A 19,450-nucleotide genomic window follows, 5' to 3' on the forward strand; every position below is an offset into this window, starting at 1 on the left:
TATGTACACCGCTATCTTAATTGTACCAACAGGTGTAGGGGCTGCTATTGGGGGTTATGCAGGAGATGCTTTACCTGTTGCCAAAGTTATAGCACAGGTTTGCGATCGCCTAATTACTCACCCCAATGTCCTGAATGGCGCAAGTTTGTATTGGAATCTCCCCAATGCTTTTTATGTTGAAGGTTATGGACTTGACAAATTCGCCTCTGGATGCTGGGGGTTGCGTCCAGTCCGCACTAATAAAATAGGTTTGCTTTTAGACCAAGGCATTGAGCCAGAGTTACGGCTACGACATATACAAGCCGCCGATGCAGTGAGAGCAACTCTGGGATTAACCTTAACAAATTATGTAATTACCGATGCGCCATTAAATGTAGAATTACGGACTACAGCATCGGGGGCTAGTTGGGGAACAATTGGCAACCCAGATAGCTTGTTACGAGCAGCGGAGATATTAATTAAAAAAGCGGGAGCAGAAGCGATCGCAGTTGTAGCCCGTTTCCCCGATGATATGGACTTAGAAGCAGTAGAGAAATATCGTCAAGGTGAAGGGGTAGATTCTTTAGCGGGTGCAGAAGCCGTAATTAGCCATTTGCTAGTGCGAACCTTTCAAATTCCTTGTGCCCATTCTCCCGCCCTTTTGAGCGAACCTCCACAAGCTGATTTATCTCCGCGTTCCGCCGCCGAAGAATTAGGCTATACCTTTTTGCCCTGCGTACTTGTCGGATTAAGTCGTGCCCCACAATTTATAATAGAGAAAGGAGCGATCGCATCAGAGAAAGGAGATATTTGGGCAGATGAAGTGGATGCTGCGATCGCACCTGCAACTGCCTGTGGTAGCAGTGCTTTACTGAGTTTAAGCCAAAAACGATGCCAAATAATTACAGTAGAAGAAAATAAAACTCTAATAAAAGTTCCTGCCCAACCGTTGGGGATCAAATCTATACAGGTAAACTCATATTTAGAAGCAGTAGGTGTATTGGTAGCACATAAAGCAGGCATCAATCCCTCCGCTCTCCGTCCCAAATTATTACCTTTGCAATCAATTAGTCATTAGTCATTGGTCATTGGTCATTAGTCATTTGTCATTGGTCATTTATTATTCTCCCCCTGCCCCCTGCCCCCTGCCCCCTGCTCCCCTGCTCCCCTGCTCCCACTTCGGCTACGCTCAGTGACCAGCTGCTCCCCTGCCCCCTGCCCCCTGCCCCCTAAAACCCGTGATTGAACAACAAAAGCAAGAGCCAGAAATTCCATACCTGACGCGCATCCAAGTACTTGGGGCGATGGGAGCGACTGCAATCATTTTGTTGATAGTCGCTAAACTTTCGTTATACTTTGGCAACTTTTCACTATTTTCTTGGGACTTGAATCCAAGAGAAGCGCTGTTAGGTGTAGGGTTGGGGTTTGTGCTGACTGCGTTAAGTGGCTTAACTTACCGTCTATGGACTGCCTATCGTAAGAGTGCAGATTATTATCTAGAAGTAGTACTGAAGCCTTTAGCTTTACCAGATTTAATTTGGCTGGGGTTGCTACCAGGATTGAGTGAAGAATTGTTATTTAGAGGCGTGATTCTACCAGCTTTAGGCTCCGATCTGACAGCTGTAATTGTATCCAGTCTTTGCTTTGGCATCTTGCATTTTAGCGGTTCCCAACAATGGCCTTATGTAATTTGGGCAACAATTGTCGGGATGATATTGGCATATAGCGCCCTGCTTACGGGCAACTTGTTAGTGCCGATTGTTGCTCATATTATTACCAATTTGATTTCTAGCTATTTCTGGAAAATGCGGCGATTTTCGGCAATTAAAAAATAAATATTTGTTAATCGACAAAATATTATCACAATTTATGCTTGGTTTTTGAGCATTGGTTACATTGGATAACATCATAAGTTGACAACTGGTCTAATTTATTGTTGTAGCTCGGCAAAAGTTCCACTTTTTTTACTTTCTAGTTAGAGCAAACTGTGCGCTGCAACGCTTCGATACGTCCATGAGGGCGCAGTGCTGCACCGGACTATTAACCAGGAGACTACAACAATGATGAAAGCTGAAGATATCATGACCAAAGACGTAGTTACCATTCGCGGTTCGGCAACTGTTGCTGAAGCGGTGGGGCTGATGAAGGACAAAAGATTGCGGGCGCTGGTTGTGGATCGTCGCTATGACAATGATGCTTATGGCATTGTCACAGAAACAGATATTGTTTATAAGATAACAGCCTACGGGAAAGATCCAAAGCAAGTGCGGGTTTATGAAATTATGAGCAAGCCCTGCATCGTGGTCAATCCTGATTTGGGTGTGGAATATGTAGCGCGGTTATTTGCTAATACTGGTATTCATCGCGCACCTGTGATTCAAGGCAAGCTGTTGGGCATCATCTCGATTACCGACATTTTGACTAAAAGCGACTTTGTGGAAGCGCCAAAAGCGCTACTGCTGGAGGAGAGAATTCAAAAAGCAATTGAGCAAGCTCGTGCTATTTGCACTGAACAAGGTGCTTATTCTAAAGCCTGTGCAGCTGCCTGGGATGAGGTAGAAGAACTTCAGGCAGAAGCAGCTCATCAGAAAGCTGAGGGTATGATATCAGCTAAAGTTTCTTTTGAAGAATACTGCAAGGAAAACCCCAATGCACCAGAATGTCGAAATTATCACCCGTAATTGAAGTGTGGGGATGAAGAGGAATGGGCATTGGGAGTTAGGAGTTTGGAGTTTGGAGTTAGGAGTTTGGAATTATTTTCCTTGTCTCTTTGTCCCCGTGCCCTACTTCGACTCATTTCGGCTACGCGGTAGTTGAGCGCAGTCGAAACTCAATGACCAACGCAGTGACCTTCTGCTCCCTGCCCCACTTCGACTCATTTCGGCTACGCGGTAGTTGAGCGCAGTCGAAACTCAATGACCAACGCTCAGTGACCTCCTGCTATTTGAATTTACCTTCTCGCAACTCGGATCAATAAAAATAAACCTATTCCCAAAAAAAGAAAGTTGGGCAACCAAGCCCCCATAAAGGGAGAAAGGACATCTGCTTGTGCCATCGCCCCACTAACAAAGAATATTAAGTAGTACGAAAAAATAACTACCACACTAATCCCAAAACTGGTACCTCTCCCCGTTCGCTGGGGTATGCTTCCCATCGCTGCACCTACCAAGCCAAAAACCACACATACAAAGGGCAAAGAGATTTTTTGTTGAATCCGCACTTCAAGTTTACGAATTTTTTGGCGATCGCCACCAAGATTTTCCACTTCTAGTTGATTTAGTGCTTCAGCAATATTCATTTCACCATAATCTCGGCTTTTTTCTGCCAGACTTAATGGCGTGCGCGGTAGTTGCAGTTGTTGGTGTTCAAATTTGACGATGTTACGATAAGAGCGATCGGCTGCGACAAAATAGATTGTACCGTTGTAAAAATCCCAGACATTTTGAGAAGGATTCCACTGAGCAGATTCTGATACCACAATTTGATTCAGATTTTTGGTTGAGCGATCTATAATTGTCAACCCTGTCATCCGCTTACCATCAAATTGGTCGGCATAAAACAAGCGTGTCAATATCCGATTCTTAGAGCCATCTGGCTGGACAACATCCTGGTATTCAGGATAGAAAATATTTTGCTGTTTAAAAGTGGGCTTGTCTGATTTGAGCGCTTTATCCAGAGTCATCGCCGCTTGATAATTTGCTGCTGGTGCAATTTCTTCGTTAAACACAAATGTCATTCCTGTGACTACAAGACTTAACATCACAGCAGTTAGCACCATGCGATAGACACTGACACCACAACCACGCAAAGCAATTAGTTCGCTCTCGCTAGAAAGACGACTGTAGGTCATCAAAGTAGCCAGCAGCGTAGACATGGGGAAGGCTAAAACGATAAAGTTGGGAAATTTTAACAAAAAAACTTGAATAGCAATGTCTATAGGTAGCCCAGATTCGACAATTTTTCTGACGAGATCGAATACAGCATCAATGGTGACGCCAATTGATGAAAAAGCTCCGACACCAAAGAAAAACGGCGCTAACAATTCGCTGGCAAGGTAGCGATCCATGATCGTAAAAGGCAGCAGCGAATAAAGACTATTAAAAGACGTGAGCTTCTTTGATATCATAAGCAACTTGAAAATTTAGATATTAGCAACCCTGGCAAAGCAAAGTATACAGCAGCAGACAGGAGGCAGGAGGCAGAAGAAAAATAGCCTTTATATAGGAATCCGGTTTGATTTCTGAAAAAAATCCGTACACTTATAATCCTCTTCTTCACTATTGCCTATTGCCTATTGCCTGTTCCCTGCCTCTACGAGTAATTTCAAAAATCAAATACTAGTCCTATATCTGGTCTTGAAGTTTAGGCTCTCTACCTCACTTAATTGCAAACTACTGTATTTAATTTATTCAGTATCAAAGTTTAATTCTCAATAGCGGAGAAAGCAGAACTAAAATGAATTCATAAATTCATGCTGAAGAATCAAAAATCAAAATATCTTTTAAAATTATTAACTAAATAATTGTTAATTTAGACTTGAAAATTATCCCCCAAATAATATTGCCGCACGAGGGGATTGCTGTAGAGTTCGTCAGCAGCGCCAAAAGCAAGGATTTGTCCCTCACGCATGATGTAGGCCCGATCGGTGATCGCAAGGGTTTCGCGGACATTATGATCTGTAATTAAGATACCCATGCCGCGATCGCGCAGTTGTGCGACGATTTGCTGAATTTCTGAGACTGCGATCGGATCGACTCCGGCAAATGGTTCATCCAAAAGTAAAAATTTTGGCCCTTCTTGTCCAGCAGCTAAAGACCTTGCTAATTCCGTCCGCCGTCGCTCACCACCAGAAAGTTGAATTCCTTTACTCCTAGCTAATTTTTCCAACCGAAACTCCCGCAGTAAAGTTCTGAGTCGCCTTGCCCACTCCCATCGTGGCACATGAGTTTGTTCTAGCACTAACAGAATATTATCCTCTACCGAGAGTTGGCGAAAAACACTTGCTTCTTGTGCTAGATAACCAATACCCAGTTTTGCCCTTTGATGCATTGGCATTCCCGTCACGTCTACATTACCCAGCCAAACTTTTCCTTGATTGGGTTTTTCTAAACCTGTCGCAATGTAAAAAGTCGTCGTTTTACCAGCCCCATTGGGGCCTAGTAAACCAACGATTTCCCCCTGAGCAACAGAAAGATTGACACGATTGACAATTACTCGCTTGCCGTAAGATTTGTGAATATTCTCTAAAACAATTTTCACGCTGGAAGCACCCTTTCTTGGTGATAAATGCTAATTAGAAGGCTTCAAAGGTGGCGTTTTTGGGGCAGGTGTCGCAGTTTGTCCATTATTATCTGATTCCTGCACCATGTAGATCGACTCTACCTGACGGTTGGATTGGGGTAAAGCAACAAATCGCCCTTCATCAATTAAATAGGTTACTTTTTCTGCTCGGATACTGTTACCGCCCTGTTGCAAAATATAGACATTGCCACTGAAATCAATTCGGCGTTCTTTACTAAAATACTGTGCTTGGGCAGCTGTTGCCTGAAGTTGGCGAGCCGGATACAACATTTGCACATTCCCGCGAGCGGTGATTACTTGATTTTTCGCGTCATATTCTTGTACATCAGCGCGGATAGTGAGGGGGCGATTTGCCTGAGATGTTTGTGCAGTAGCGGTTTGCACTTGGGTAGGGAAGGCAAAAGCGCCCAAAAATATAGCTGGTAGCATTAAAGCTAATCCAAAGCGACGTATCTGGGATAAGGGCAATTGATAGCAGGGCATCATAGCAATTGGGGATTTAGGATTTCATTGCATTCTAATTATCTCAAGTACTTTATCCAGATTATGAAATATACAATCTGGAGTGATTTCTGATAACTACTGGCTGAAATAGTGACGCTACCTCCAACCTCAAGGTTTCAGGTAATTGACATCTGAATAAAATGACGTAGGCACAATAATCTTCTTTTAACAAAGACGCTACGCGTAGCTTGCTTCCACGTAGTAGTACGGGAAACCCTCGGCTAGATAAATTTTGCCTACCAAGGATTTCGGGTAACGCATAATTAATTTCACTCCTATGTCTAATCAGCCGTTAGCACAATTTTAGGCAAAGATAAGACTTGATTTTCGCCCAGATTACCAGCAGCAATCAAGTCTTGCCCTATTTGTTGTAATGTCGTCAATAACACTGCGCTCTGACTCAATAGCTCATCTACGTTAACGCCGCTGTAACTAGATGGGTAACGGCGTAGGCGATTGCTGCCTTCTCCCAATAGAATTACAGCACCTCGCCAGTTCCGATTTTCCAAATGATACAGTGCCACAGCAATTTGGAGAATTCCTTGATAAAAGCTTTTTTCCGGTTCGCTAGCTTCAATCCACAAAGCCTCTAAAGTGTCATGACAAGCGTAGAACTGTCCAGAATTGAACTGTTCTACGCCTTGCCAAAACTCTTGGGGGATGATTTCGCTCATCCCATGCTGTCTCGTACTTCTTTGATTGTTTCCAGAGAGATTTCTTGTTTATCTCCAGCAAACTCGTTGTCAGGGGTGAGGAATAACATGCAATGGCACTCTTTGCGTTCTCTCATTGGCACACAAGGACAGTTCCAATATGTGGCGTGAATTTCAGCTTCTTTATCTTCGTAATGGCGACAAGGACATAAAGGCGCACCCAGGTCGTCTTTATGTTTGGCTAATCCTTCAATCACAACTGCGGTGACAGAAGGTTCAGAACAGAAGTATGTTCCAGTACGCTTGGCGTATTGTTCGGAAAAATGCCGCATTGCCTCTAGGCTTTTATCGCTGGATTTTGTGTTATGTTCTGATGCGATCATGTCGTTCATAATTTAAATATTTCTTTGCATTGTACCTCAGCCTTACTAAGGGATTACTGGGTGTATTTCCCCAACCTTTTCCCCTCAAATTGTTTTACATTTGCTCAAAGGCTGATATATCTGCTGTCCTGGGATCGGAGAAAATCTCAGAAATCGCAGAAGTTGAACTTGTCAGCAGTCTTTGAAATTATAAAATTTGAATTGATTTATGAATGTAATGTTTTTTGTAGCTGGGGTTGCAGTGGGCGATCGCTTTGCAAAACTATACCAGGGTGTTCCCAATTAATTACCTCTTGTTCTGCTGGTGAGGAAATATTTGGCCATAAAACCCAGCGACTACCTTGAGGAAGAGTAGCAAGGCTCAGGGGGTTTTGAGTCAGCCAAATCAAAGGATAGCTTTTAGGAACAACTGAACTGGCATCTTCTAAGGCTCTGGTTGCTGCTAAGGTTTCTAGAACAAAGCGTAGACCTTCGGGCTTGCCGTAGGCATCGCCTTTGATTAAATTTGTTGATGCTGTCCACAGTTGCACTTGTAATTCTTGTTGCTGTGCATAAAAGTACAGAGATGCTGCGGCAATTACTGCTTGTTCAAAGTTTTCTTCTTCCCAATTGCTAGCACTATCGAGGGCAATCACTATTTCTTGTCCACCTGTCACCATTTCTAACTCCCGCACCCTTAATTCCCCATAACGGGCACTAGTTCGCCAGTGAATCAAGCGAGTGGGATCTCCTAGACGGTAGGGACGGAGCGATCGCACTAGCCCCGTTGTCGCTGTTTGCAAGGGTTTACCACGAGGATCGCCCCTTTTGCTCTCTTCTTGTCCCATTTCATCTACTAGGGGGCAGGTAGCCAAGGGTAACACTGTGGGATAAACGATCGCTGTGGCACCACAATCACGCTGACGGCGACACCAAAACAATCCCAAAGGCGCACCAGAAGCAAGTTCAACTGTGTGCCAGCGATAAACACCCCGACACACAGTCGGGTGGTAATATACCCAACGGTAACTACCTTGGCGAGGAATTGTTTCGATTGCCTTTTGTACTGGTTTCCCTAAGACGAAGGGCAGTATATCTTCAACTTGCAATAAACTTACAGGCTGCTGTGTTTGATTGCAGATTTCTAATTCCACCGTCAGCTCGTCGCCTGCTGATACTGGTTGGATGGGACGGCGGGTAATGGATAGATTTGTGAGCGAGCGCGGCGGTAAAATGGCTGCTACACCCAAAAGAGCAAAACTAATGCCGCTAATGGCGTAAAGCCAACCAGCCATCGTATTGATACCTGCGCCAAAAAAACAAATAGCCGTTGCAGCTAGTACCCAACCGCCGTATGCAGGGGCACAAGCGCGGGTTTCTAACCAATTGGTGATCGGTTTAATAATTTTCATGTTTCTTTTTTAGCCCAACACCACCCCAAATTAACAGGGTCTTAGAATATGCCAAAAAAACCATAATAGTAATATTTATTAAGCGTCAAGCAATTTGAAGCTTGCTGGATTCAGGGGGCAACTATCATCTGGAAAAATCTGGAAGACCGCTCTTATGGGTTCCTATCAATGATAATTTTAAGCATTGGGAACCCCTAAAAATCGAAGTTTATGAATGCAGCCGACGACAAAACGATTGTTCGCGAGTATTTCAATTCCACAGGGTTTGACCGTTGGAAGCGAATCTACGGCGATGGCGAAGTCAACAACGTCCAATTAGACATCCGCAATGGACACCAGCAAACTGTGGATACAGTTCTCGGTTGGCTGAAGGCTGATAACAATTTACCAGAGCTATCAATCTGTGATGCTGGGTGTGGTGTCGGTAGTCTCAGCATTCCCCTGGCTGTAGATGGTGCTAAAGTCTATGCCACCGATATTTCGGAAAAAATGGTAGAAGAAGGCAGAGATAGAGCAAAGCAAATTTTGGGAAATACCGAAAATCCGACTTTTGCCGTGCAGGATTTAGAATCATTGAGTGGTAGCTACCATACCGTTATTTGCTTAGATGTTCTCATCCATTATCCTCAAGAAAAAGCCGATGAGATGATATCTCACCTCTGTTCTTTGGCACAGTCGCGGATAATTCTCAGTTTTGCGCCGAAGACCTGCGCACTGAGTATACTCAAGAAAATTGGCAGTTTCTTTCCTGGGCCAAGTAAAGCCACTCGTGCTTATTTACATCGTGAGGCTGATGTGGTGAAAATCTTAGAAAGCAATGGCTTTTCTTTGCAACGACGGGCAATGACGAAAACTCGCTTCTATTTTTCTCGCTTACTGGAAGCTACACGCAATTAAGGTTAAAATCGCAGCAAAGGTTTATTAAACCTTTGCTGCGATTTGACAATCTCAAAGATAATTTTGTAATTGAGCATGGGGCGTTGTGCTATTTTTCATTCTTAGTTTCAATTTGCTCAAGGGCGATCGCAGTCTTTACGGTTTAATCTGGGACTGAATGCTTTAGTGTCGGCGCTTTTTGAGATTGCGATCGTCTCAAATATCGAGGGTTTTAGCGCTGAAGCTCAGGCTTTATCTAGTAGTCTGCCAACCCAAAAATCTGAGGTGGAGATTGGATAAAGGTTAAAGGGAATTCATGGTAAGAGATTTAAACCCTTTCCCCCTTCCCCCTTCCCCTTATCCCCTTCTTGGGGCCCCACCTTCCCCTTAAAAGAGCCAAGTTGCCTTGGCGTACCACTAGTTAAACTAATTTTTGAATATCACCATAAGCACGGTAGAATCCGCCACTGGCTGATTCACGTATTTCTTGAACAAGGTAACGCGCACCTTCAATACGAATATCTTTGGGAAACTGCACTTTCCAGTTGTGGTTGTAACCCTCAGAAACAACACGAACTCTCAATTTACTTCCTTCTCGAAAGCATTCAACAATAACCCCAGAGCTTGTATTTGTAGTAGTTTCTAGAACAGATGAGGGTGCTGCTCCTTCACCTAATGGTGCTTTAATTACTACAGCTTCGGGAACTGTGCCTGTTTGAGCAGAGCCAATCGCAGTTTCACTAGCATCAATGCAAGCCAAATAACCATCTGTTGTAACAATATAAATATGGTTGTTGAAAAACTGCATAGATAAAGCCGAGCCACACCCTGTAGAAAGCTTCCAAAGACGATTTCCTAGCTCATCAAAGCAGTAAATGGAAGAACTATTATCTCCGGCGAAGACATACTTGCCGTTAAGTGCGGTGGCGCAAGAGTAAACTGACGCATCACATTTAAAAACGGAGCCAACTTCCCCATTTTTATTAAAGCAGTAAACTTTATGGTCGCTTGTTCCGGCATAAACTGTTGATGCCTCTTGCCAACCAAATAATACGCTGCCTTGAGTTTTTTGATGCCATAACATCCTACCTTCAAGGCGATCGTACATAGTCACGCCTTTGCTATGACCGTGATAAATCCCTGATTGGTCACAACGTACCATCCAGCCGGAATCACCTTGACTTAGACGAGTCCACTGTGATTCATCATCATGATCGATTGTCGTTACGCCACCATTAGCATCAGAGACGGCTAACAATCCATCTTTGATATCTAACCAAAAAATATCGACATTTTCATCAATTTTATAGCTTAGACGCGGTAGCTTGCCGGTCAGGTCGTAAACATTGCCGTCATCGCAACCGGCATAAATCCAAATATCATCGGCAACTAAACATTTAACGCCATCAGGAAGCTTAAACCGATTGATCGCTTGACCTTGATGATTCAAAGCAAAAACTTGACCTGCTTGATTTCCAACCCAGCAACGTTTGGCATCAATGAAAATTCCAAAAGCAGCTGAAGATGAAGCAAACTTCCAAATAATCGGAGCTTGTTTTGCGGTGGAAATAGTGCTGCTGACTTGGCGGCGTGTCACAGGACGCTTTTGGCGAACACCCATAACAGCTACCTCGTAACCTTTTTTGAGCTTTTCTTTAATTTTTTTACTAGCCTCTGCTTTCGCTTTCTCAAAAGTTGGATAAGCTTTTGTTTGAGTTTGCCCACAGTCGCCAATACGACCGTAACGTATAGTTAATTGGTTATCTTGAACTATCACTTCATAAAACTTGTGAGAGCTTCCACTAGCTTCGGAAAGCTCTAAATATGTCTTTTCTTCTGGGATAACTTCTCTCATCAAATCAATACCAATGTTTAAATATACAGACAAGTTTGGGATATGCAAATTAGCTACAGAATTATACTTTGCCCCAATCTATTGTGGGAAGTATCTTGAGCTTTTAGCAGTGATCTAGATCGCGAGTTCATAAAGTTTTTTAAGTTATTTATAATACCAAAACTTTAGTATAATTACAGACACGACTTAGTTAACAAGGTTTTTGAAAGTCGGATTGGTACGCTACACAAGCTAAGTCTATTGTCATGACGAAAGAGTATCTGTTTCAATTGGCTCTATAGATAGAGAAATATCCTGAGCAAAGCTGGTATATTTACAAATTTTAGTAGTAACATTTTTTGAATAGAATTAAGGGATTAACCTGGTATTTTTCTAAGCCTTGGCAGTATAAATATGGAATTTTTTAACAGGATTCCTTTAATGCCTTTAATATTCCTCTTATTGGCTTACATTCTTCTGGGATGGTATCTTGCTGCTAATCATATTATTTGGTTAGTAGGAGCTTTTGTTGTTGCTATGGTTATAGCTGTAGCCAGAAAAAGTTTTTCTTGGTTAGAGCGTTTAGTCGAGTTTGGCTCGAAAACTTTAGTTGTTATCTTGTTTTTAAGTATATCAATTGCTTTAGTAGCAACTTGGTCGATATTATTAAGGCTCTTTATGATACCCTTAGCCACTACGCTTTTAGCTGATTTAGAAATGCGCTTTTCTGGCTACAATAAACTAGATTCATTTTGGATTATAACTGTCCTAGCTGTATTGGGTTTGGTAGTAGGTGAAATAATAGACATTTTACTTTTTCCCAGTAGCAGATACTAAAGAATTAGGGATAAGAAGCCGATATATTATTTATTAATTAACAACGCACATATGTGCATCCATACTTAAGCGAAACTATGGAGCGATCGCTGTCTTGAGTACAGCAGGGCGTAAATAAAGTATCAATTTTCAATCAATGAAACTTGTGCGGTATAAAAATTACGTATAGCAGTACCAGCTTTTTAATCAAACAAAGCACGATTACCCCTTATCAGTCAATCATTCTTTAGATGGGTATAAATCTCACTAGTGGAAGACGTTTTACCAATTCAGATTTTTTACCCTATTTGCAAAATGATGTTGTCTAGCAAGAGAATTTAGAGCGATGCCTACGGCGGCAAGCTACGCAGGGAGGTTAATCTGAATATTACCAGATGAATATAACTTGCAATATGCTGTATCACTGGTGACTGTCACTTTCTCGTCACATTTATTGTTAACCATAGAAGTACAGCTAAAACAGTGATTTAAGGTCTTATTGAATCGTGAGTTCCCAAATCTGGAGTACATAGATGATTCCTCTGTTGAACAAAGACTGTAAAACAAAGCCAAAAGTCCCAACTCAACACTAATAAGGAAATAATGTGAGTAGACGTAAAAACTACAATTTGCTCGATCAAACAACATCAACTGAACTAGCAACACCCAAACCATCCCTGACATTATTAGGCGCAGTGGCTCTAATTGTCGGTATTGTCATCGGAGCGGGGATTTTTGAAACTCCGGCTCTAGTAGCCAGTCAAGCAGGTAGCGATATTGCTGTACTGCTTTTTTGGCTAATGGGTGGTGTAGTGTCTCTAGTAGGAGCGCTATGCTATGCAGAATTGGCCACTGTCTATCCTGACGTTGGTGGTGCCTACTATTATTTGAAACGTGCATTCGGGCAAAGAGTCGCCTTTTTATTTGCGTGGGCGCGGATGACAGTGATTCAAACTGGTTCCATTGCTCTTTTGGCATTTGTTTTTGGTGATTATATTTCTCAGATATGGCGGCTAGGCACGTTTTCGTCTTCTATATATGCAGCCATAGCGATCGCATTTTTAACTGCTTTGAACATTGTCGGTTTGCAACAGGGTAAGTGGACACAAAACTTGCTGAGTGCTGCGAAAGTTCTAGGTTTGTTGCTGGTAGTCATTATTGGGCTTACCGCCATTCCTAATTCTGCCACTCCTGTAGAATCTGCATCATCAGGAACCTAGGGACTAGCGATGGTGTTTGTGTTGCTATCTTATGGTGGTTGGAATGAGGCGGCTTACATCTGTGCAGAAATTCAAGATGGACGACGTAATATCGTGCGATCGCTAATGTGGAGTATTGGGATCATTACAACCATTTATCTGCTAATCAATCTGGCTTACCTACGGGGACTGGGATTAGCAAACATGGCACAGTCAGAAGCAGTAGCCGCAGATTTAATGCGCTCTGTTTGGGGCGCACCGGGAGCTTTGTTTATCAGTGTGCTGATTGCGATCGCGACTTTGGGAGCAACCAACGCCACAATCTTTACTGGAGCGCGTACCAATTACGCACTGGGACAGGATTTTTCGCTATTTAGTTTTATGGGACGCTGGCAACAACGTCCAAGCAGTCCTACCTATGCCTTATTCTTGCAAGCAGCGATCGCCTTAGCACTGGTTTTTTTAGGCACGCTCACCCGCAAAGGCTTTGAAACAATGGTGGATTACACTGCCCCGATTTTTTGGTTTTTCTTTTTGCTTTCCGGCGTATCACTGCTGGTATTGCGCATCCGCGAACCCCACATAGTTCGCCCTTTTCGTGTGCCATTTTATCCTTTCACTCCATTACTGTTTTGCGCCGTCTGCGCTTACTTGCTGTACTCCAGCTTGGTTTATACAGGTGTAGGAGCGATCGCAGGTGTTTTAGTCGTGGCAGCAGGTATTCCTCTGTTGTTCTGGAATAACTACCGTCAACGTAGGACGTGAGGGCAGGGGAAGCAGGGGAGGCAGGGGAGCAGGGAGATGTGGTTCGACTGCGCTCACCAACCGGGAGATGAGGGAGATAGAGGGACAAGGAGGGTAAACAAAACTCCTAACTCTTGTACAGACGCGATTAATCGCGTCTCTACTTTTAACTCCTAACTCCGCACGGGCTAAACGCCCCGTTGACGCTAACAGCACTCCTAACGCCCTGTTTGGCCAATGCCTCCATACCCAATATTCAATAACTATTAACAAAGGAGAAAATTCATGGACTTCAAAAAAATTCTGTTTTTACTGGTTACAAGCGTTAGTATTACCAGTTTAGGAATTGCTGGGTGTACGCCGCAACAACAAGATTTGGAAGCCGGAACACAACAGCCTTCTACTTTAACAGGTCAGACCGAAACCGAAACACCAGCGGCGACAACTCCCACAACTCAAGTCCAAGAACGTCCTGGAGATGTTCCTTATGTACCTACACCACAGCCAGTGGTAGATGCAATGTTACAAGTGGCAAAAGTGGGTAAAAATGATGTGCTTTACGATCTTGGTAGTGGTGATGGAAGAATTGTCAATACTGCGGCACAAAAGTTTGGTACGCGCGGCATCGGTATAGATATTGACCCCGATCGCATCAAAGAAGCTAATGCGAATGCCCAAAAGGCAGGAGTAAGCGATCGCGTCAAGTTTGTCCAACAAGATTTGTTTAACACTGATTTGAGTCAAGCAACAGTAGTTACACTTTATTTACTGCCAGAGATCAACGCCAAACTCCGTCCCAAGCTGTTGAAAGAACTTAAACCTGGGACTCGCATTGTTTCCCACGCCTTCGATATGGGCGATTGGAAACCAGACCAGACTCTTAATGTAGAGGGCAAAACTGTTTACTATTGGGTAGTCCCTGAACAAGTGCCAGCGAATTTGCGATAGAGATTAATAGCAATTCGTAATTAAAAGGTGTCAGATTCAAGTTAATACCAATTTGAAAAAAGAATACGACAAATAGACCATTTGTAGAGACGCGATTCATCGCGTCTTTACCCAAGTACGTATTGCAATCATTAATTGAATTGGTATAATTTTCCATCTCTTGAATCTGTAGCCTCATTTTTGAGAATTGTTTTCAGAAATCCAAAATTATCAAATACCCATTTTTTAACTTTAAATTACCTCCAATAGGGGTTGACATTAACAGCTTTAAATAACCAAAGAATAATCTAAAATCCAAAATTGTTTGACTGAGTGCAAATTTGAGTAAAGGCAGCTTAGGCAAGAAATATGATAGGCTTAAAAGGAAAGAATGTTTTAATTACAGGTGGAACATCAGCTATAGTCCATCCCACAAAGTTATCACAGCAGACTTTGACCGAGTAATTGCAGTCAATCTCCGGGGTGCTTATCTCTGCGTCCGTGAAACTATTAAATACCTCCTGTCTGTTAATCATCGGGGAGCGATCGTTTATATTTCTAGCGTTCACGAAATTATTGGGCGACCGATGTATATCAGTTATTCCATTAGCAAAGGCAGCATGGAAAACCTCACCAAAACTTTAGCTTTGGAATATGCAAGCCAAGGTATTCGTGTCAACGCCCTTCGGGCAGGGAAAAGGTTAAAGGGGAAAGGGAAAAGGGAACCCCATAACTAAAGTTAGGGGCTTGAAGTAAGGACGTAGCATTTCTCGTACTACGTATCTCGAAATACATCTTTACATATGCTCCATGTTTAAAAACAACGTGAGTTCGACGAGTGCTATTTTGACCTCTCCCCCACCCCCTCTTTCTGGGGCAGGTTTTTTTGATTAGACAAATTTTTGGGATTTTAAAACCAAAACCATTGTCTGAGAACTTAAAACTACGTTCAATAATTGAGAACATTCTCAACTATTTATCGAAAGCCTAAAAGCCTGCCCTTGAAAGCCCCACCCCCTCTCCTACGAGGAGAGGGGAGCAAAAACTTTTCTTTTCTCGTTACTCCTCCCTCACCTAAAAGGTGAGGGAGGCTGTCCGGGAGAGGTCTGTCTAACTCCTAAGAAAACGCAGTTTTCTTTCGCCCTTCCCGTAGGCGCGCCTTCGTTGGAGACTCACGTTAAAAACAGGGGCTTGTATCCTTTCCCCTGCCCCTTTCCCCTTTCCCCCTTCTTGGTCAGCTTGAGGTTAAGCTGGCGTACTTTCCACAATTAAGCCGATACATACCATTAGTGGAATTCAACGCCTATGACTAGCGCGATCGATAAGAACAGTCAGATGGAAGCAGAAGCCTGGAAATTATTGGAAGATTCTGTAATTTATTACCAAGGAAAACCGATTGGTACTGTAGCCGCCCACGATCCGGAGTCAGATGCACTCAATTATGACCAGTGCTTCCTCCGCGATTTTGTCCCTTCTGCCTTGGTGTTTCTCATGCATGGCAAAGCAGAGATTGTGCGTAACTTCTTAGTAGAAACACTGAAATTACAAAGTCATGAAAAGCAAATGGACTGCTTTGAACCGGGAGCGGGATTAATGCCTGCCAGTTTCAAGGTTCATTCTAAAGGGAATGAGGAATTTTTGGTCGCTGATTTTGGAGAGCAAGCGATCGCTCGTGTTCCCCCGATTGATTCTTGTATGTGGTGGATTCTCCTGCTACGAGCTTATGAAAAAGCTACAGGTGATTTAACTCTAGCGCGTCAGCCAAATTTTCAAGCCGGAATCAAACTAATTTTGGATCTTTGCTTAGTACATCGGTTTTCTATGTACCCAACAATGTTAGTTCCCGATGGCGCGTTTATGATTGACCGTCGCATGGGAGTTTACGAACATCCTTTAGAAATTCAGGTGTTATTCTACGCGTCTTTAAGAGCTGCTAATGAATTGCTTTTACCAGATGGGGATGGCGATAGCTACCTTAGCAAAGTCAATAGGCGATTGGGATCTTTGAAATATCATATCCGCAACTATTATTGGCTAGACCTAAAGCGATTGGGAGAAATTTATCGTTACAAAGATAACGAATTTGGTAAAGAAATTGTTAATAAATTCAACATCAACTCAGAATCAATTCCGAATTGGTTGACCGAGTGGTTGCCCGAAACTGGAGGATATTTAGCGGGAAATCTGGGGCCGGGACGGATAGATTTTCGCTTTTTTGCTTTGGGAAATCTGATGGCAATTTTAACTTCCTTAGCAAGCGTTAAAGAATTCCAAAGCATTATGAATTTATTCGCCCAACGTTGGCAAGATTTAATCGGCTATATGCCTGTTAAAATTTGCTTTCCCGCAATGGAAGGTTTAGAGTGGAGAATTGTTACAGGATGTGACTCTAAAAACAGGGCTTGGTCTTATCACAACGGCGGTAACTGGCCGGTTTTACTGTGGTTATTTACCGCTGCGGCATTGAAAGCCGGTCGCACAGAACTTGCTCAAGCAGCGATCGCTATTGCCGAAAAGCGTTTATTTAGAGATAAATTCCCGGAATACTACGATGGCAACAATGGTCGTTTAATTGGCAAAGAAGCCCGAATTTATCAAACTTGGAGCATTGCCGGATTGCTAGCTGCTAAAAAGCTTGTGGAAAATCCAGAGTACTTGGAATTAATCAGTTTTGCAGAGGGTCTTGAAGGCCCAGGCTGTAGCCTGTAGGTAGATTGTAGAGACGGCGATTCATCGCGTCTCTTACCTGAACCGAACAGTATTGGGTAATCAATACCTGGCAAAGTTTGACTCCAAAAATGATTTAGTGGTGTAATTATACAGGGTGTTTCTACTAACTAGTACAACTTGGTGTAAATCCAGCTACCATCTCAATTCGGCAGACAATAGGCAGACAAGTTATTTTGAGCAACTGGTTAAAGGTAGACAAACTTTCGACTGTACTAGGTATACTGACGTAAGTTATCAAATAGTATTTTTGTACCATAAAAATATTAAAAGGTGACAGCGATCGCACAGTCTACTCCATCAGGGAGTACGCCAAGGAATGACCCTGCCTCTGAATACCCTTCTCAAATACCCGATAACTGATACACTAAGTTATAAGAGGTATCTGAAGTGTCATACTTAGTAATATCAACAGATAGTCTTTGCAGAATTAGCACGTTTTAACGTGTATTAACCATGAAAACTACTTCAGATTTAATTCTAGAATTTGAAAAACTATTCAGACAAAAATTACAACTAAATAATTGTAAACTTAGAAAGAAAAGACAAGAGAATAATTATGAAATTATTACTCCAGCTAAAGATATTTTTTTGATGTATTGGTCTGAGTTCCCGGAAGTTAACTTAATATATCAGGCTGTAGGGGTACGCACTCAGCAGACTAGTGTTTATGAACGAGCTATCCGTTCTCACATTAGTTTTAGTTTGAGTAGTATTCAAGAGAATGCTCACTCTGAATCACCATTATTGGTGCAATAGCCGAAACTCAGATAACACAGACAATATTTACTAAGCTCTCGCCAGTTTTGTTATATAACTGACGAGAGTTGATCCCCGAAAATGCGTCGATCGAGAGATAAAAATGCAATCCGAAAAAAATCAAGATCGGCTAGATTATAAAACCTTGTTAGTTAATGCAAAGCAAGCCTTAAAAGTTGAATACCAAAAATCAGCTGCTTTAGCATCCCAACTGAAAGCCATCAAAACTCAGTTAGAAGAAGTTCTGGCTGAAAACAAAACTCTGCGAGAAAGTGCCTATGAAGATGTAGTTAAGCACTTTGAGGCACGTACTCAAGCAGCAGAAGCACTGGCACTAAAAACAGAAGTACGCCAAAAATTCCTGGAAGCCAATGGTTGTAAGGATGATGAGAGCTTCGATGCTCTATGGGATATTATTAAAAATAAGATTCAGATTCAAGACAATGAAGTGAGAATCGTTGCTCAAAATGGCACTCCTAAGTTCACCTTAACAGGCAGCATGATGACTTTGAGAGATTTTATGCAATCCCTCAAACAAGATCCAATCTCTAGAAAATTTTTTTTGAGCTAGAGAGCCAAATTCATGAAAGCTTCTGAAGACGCACGAAAATACGCACCAGCAACCGAGCGTAACCGCGAACCAATTCTAGAAGTACTTTTACAAGTGTTGCCAAAGAGCGGCACTATTTTAGAAATAGCAAGTGGTACTGGTGAACACGCAGTCTTTTTTGCATCCAGGCTCAAAGATTATCTGTGGCTCCCAACCGATATAAATCCACAATCAAGAGCCAGCATTATTTCATGGACTGAACACAATGTATGTGATAACGTTTATGCACCGCTTGAACTAGATGTAAAAGAACCAGTTTGGGGTGTGGAAAATAGTGGATTTGATTGGCTAAATCTAAAGCCAATTGTCGCCATCGTCAACATCAATATGATTCACATTTCACCTTGGTCAGCCTGTCTGGGGTTAATGGCAGGGGCAGGTCGTATCCTAAAAGCAGGAGGTATTCTCTATTTATATGGACCCTTTAAACAAGGTGGAGAACATACAGCTGCGAGTAATGCAGCTTTTGACGAATATTTACGCACTCAAAACCCAGAGTGGGGTGTGCGTAACTTGGATGATGTCATAGCAGTAGCTAGGGCACAAAATCTGATATTGCAACAGATTTACCAAATGCCAGCTAATAATCTTTCAGTAGTATTTCAACGTTCTACTTAGTGATTGGCTTTTACTGTGCTAAAAGCCAATACGCTTAGGTTAACAGGTTATTGGTGTAAATAATTGGTCTTTCAAGACGCGATAAATCGCGTCTCTACATCTGGGTTTCGGTAATGTTTGTGTAAATCC

Annotated in this window: 17 protein-coding genes and 2 pseudogenes; 12 read left to right on the forward strand and 7 right to left on the reverse strand. The window is 42.5% G+C overall.

Annotated elements, in window-relative coordinates:
- Window position 1 precedes the first annotated feature (1 nt).
- The 3 genes from ACR5KR_RS02845 (at window position 2) to ACR5KR_RS02855 (ending at window position 2,660) form a co-directional block, all read left to right on the forward strand.
- Complete coding sequence (locus ACR5KR_RS02845; protein WP_445627858.1) at window positions 2-1,057, forward strand: DUF3326 domain-containing protein; 1,056 nt, start codon at window positions 2-4, stop codon at window positions 1,055-1,057.
- Window positions 1,058-1,217: 160 nt separating this feature from the next.
- Window positions 1,218-1,814, forward strand: a complete 597-nt coding sequence (locus tag ACR5KR_RS02850; protein ID WP_445627857.1) for a CPBP family intramembrane glutamic endopeptidase — start codon at window positions 1,218-1,220, stop codon at window positions 1,812-1,814.
- 225 nt (window positions 1,815-2,039) lie between these two features.
- A complete protein-coding gene (locus ACR5KR_RS02855; RefSeq protein ID WP_448265371.1) occupies window positions 2,040-2,660 on the forward strand; it encodes a CP12 domain-containing protein in 621 nt (206 codons plus the stop codon).
- A gap of 269 nt (window positions 2,661-2,929) precedes the next feature.
- Here the strand turns inward: ACR5KR_RS02855 and ACR5KR_RS02860 are convergent, their stop codons facing one another.
- The 6 genes from ACR5KR_RS02860 to ACR5KR_RS02885 form a co-directional block, all read right to left on the reverse strand.
- Window positions 2,930-4,045, reverse strand: coding sequence for an LptF/LptG family permease (locus tag ACR5KR_RS02860; protein ID WP_448265372.1), 1,116 nt, complete (start codon window positions 4,043-4,045; stop codon window positions 2,930-2,932).
- Window positions 4,046-4,509: 464 nt separating this feature from the next.
- Window positions 4,510-5,238 carry an LPS export ABC transporter ATP-binding protein gene (lptB, locus tag ACR5KR_RS02865; protein WP_445627854.1) on the reverse strand — a complete coding sequence of 243 codons (729 nt, stop codon included), beginning with the start codon at window positions 5,236-5,238 and terminating at the stop codon, window positions 4,510-4,512.
- Window positions 5,239-5,268: 30 nt separating this feature from the next.
- On the reverse strand, window positions 5,269-5,766 hold the full coding sequence (locus ACR5KR_RS02870) for an LptA/OstA family protein (protein WP_445627853.1): 498 nt from the start codon (window positions 5,764-5,766) through the stop codon (window positions 5,269-5,271).
- Window positions 5,767-6,065: 299 nt separating this feature from the next.
- A complete protein-coding gene (locus tag ACR5KR_RS02875; RefSeq protein WP_448265373.1) occupies window positions 6,066-6,458 on the reverse strand; it encodes a DUF309 domain-containing protein in 393 nt (130 codons plus the stop codon).
- A complete protein-coding gene (locus tag ACR5KR_RS02880; protein WP_099100573.1) occupies window positions 6,455-6,820 on the reverse strand; it encodes a ferredoxin thioredoxin reductase catalytic beta subunit in 366 nt (121 codons plus the stop codon). Before ACR5KR_RS02880 ends, ACR5KR_RS02875 begins: the two co-directional genes overlap by 4 nt.
- Before the next feature lie 206 nt (window positions 6,821-7,026).
- The gene (locus ACR5KR_RS02885) at window positions 7,027-8,211 is read right to left on the reverse strand and encodes a DUF58 domain-containing protein (protein ID WP_448265374.1); all 1,185 of its coding nucleotides are present in this window, start codon (window positions 8,209-8,211) and stop codon (window positions 7,027-7,029) included.
- A 210-nt stretch (window positions 8,212-8,421) separates the two neighbouring features.
- Here ACR5KR_RS02885 and bchM point away from each other — a divergent pair, with 210 nt between their 5' ends.
- Entirely contained in the window at window positions 8,422-9,108 is a 687-nt protein-coding gene (gene bchM, locus ACR5KR_RS02890) for a magnesium protoporphyrin IX methyltransferase (protein ID WP_448265375.1), read from the forward strand.
- Window positions 9,109-9,508: 400 nt separating this feature from the next.
- Here the strand turns inward: bchM and ACR5KR_RS02895 are convergent, their stop codons facing one another.
- Window positions 9,509-10,930: a WGR domain-containing protein gene (locus ACR5KR_RS02895; protein ID WP_448270073.1), complete on the reverse strand. Its 1,422-nt coding sequence runs from the start codon at window positions 10,928-10,930 to the stop codon at window positions 9,509-9,511.
- 405 nt (window positions 10,931-11,335) lie between these two features.
- On the opposite strand from ACR5KR_RS02895, the gene ACR5KR_RS02900 reads away from it, so the two are divergent.
- The 8 genes and pseudogenes from ACR5KR_RS02900 to ACR5KR_RS02935 all read left to right on the forward strand — a co-directional run bounded on the left by ACR5KR_RS02900 (window position 11,336) and on the right by ACR5KR_RS02935 (window position 19,321).
- Window positions 11,336-11,758, forward strand: a complete 423-nt coding sequence (locus ACR5KR_RS02900) for a hypothetical protein (protein WP_445627850.1) — start codon at window positions 11,336-11,338, stop codon at window positions 11,756-11,758.
- A gap of 584 nt (window positions 11,759-12,342) precedes the next feature.
- Window positions 12,343-13,701 (forward strand): annotated as a pseudogene (locus ACR5KR_RS02905) (APC family permease).
- Between the two features lie 264 nt (window positions 13,702-13,965).
- Window positions 13,966-14,628: a class I SAM-dependent methyltransferase gene (locus tag ACR5KR_RS02910; protein WP_448265376.1), complete on the forward strand. Its 663-nt coding sequence runs from the start codon at window positions 13,966-13,968 to the stop codon at window positions 14,626-14,628.
- Between the two features lie 404 nt (window positions 14,629-15,032).
- Window positions 15,033-15,302 (forward strand): annotated as a pseudogene (locus tag ACR5KR_RS02915) (SDR family oxidoreductase); the annotation flags it as partial.
- 610 nt (window positions 15,303-15,912) lie between these two features.
- Entirely contained in the window at window positions 15,913-17,316 is a 1,404-nt protein-coding gene (locus tag ACR5KR_RS02920; RefSeq protein WP_448265377.1) for a glycoside hydrolase 100 family protein, read from the forward strand.
- A 474-nt stretch (window positions 17,317-17,790) separates the two neighbouring features.
- On the forward strand, window positions 17,791-18,093 hold the full coding sequence (locus tag ACR5KR_RS02925) for a hypothetical protein (RefSeq protein ID WP_448265378.1): 303 nt from the start codon (window positions 17,791-17,793) through the stop codon (window positions 18,091-18,093).
- Window positions 18,094-18,196: 103 nt separating this feature from the next.
- Window positions 18,197-18,664, forward strand: a complete 468-nt coding sequence (locus ACR5KR_RS02930; RefSeq protein ID WP_445627845.1) for a hypothetical protein — start codon at window positions 18,197-18,199, stop codon at window positions 18,662-18,664.
- Between the two features lie 12 nt (window positions 18,665-18,676).
- A complete protein-coding gene (locus ACR5KR_RS02935) occupies window positions 18,677-19,321 on the forward strand; it encodes a DUF938 domain-containing protein (protein ID WP_448265380.1) in 645 nt (214 codons plus the stop codon).
- Window positions 19,322-19,450: the final 129 nt, after the last annotated feature.

Source organism: Nostoc sp. DSM 114159 (assembly GCF_053470285.1).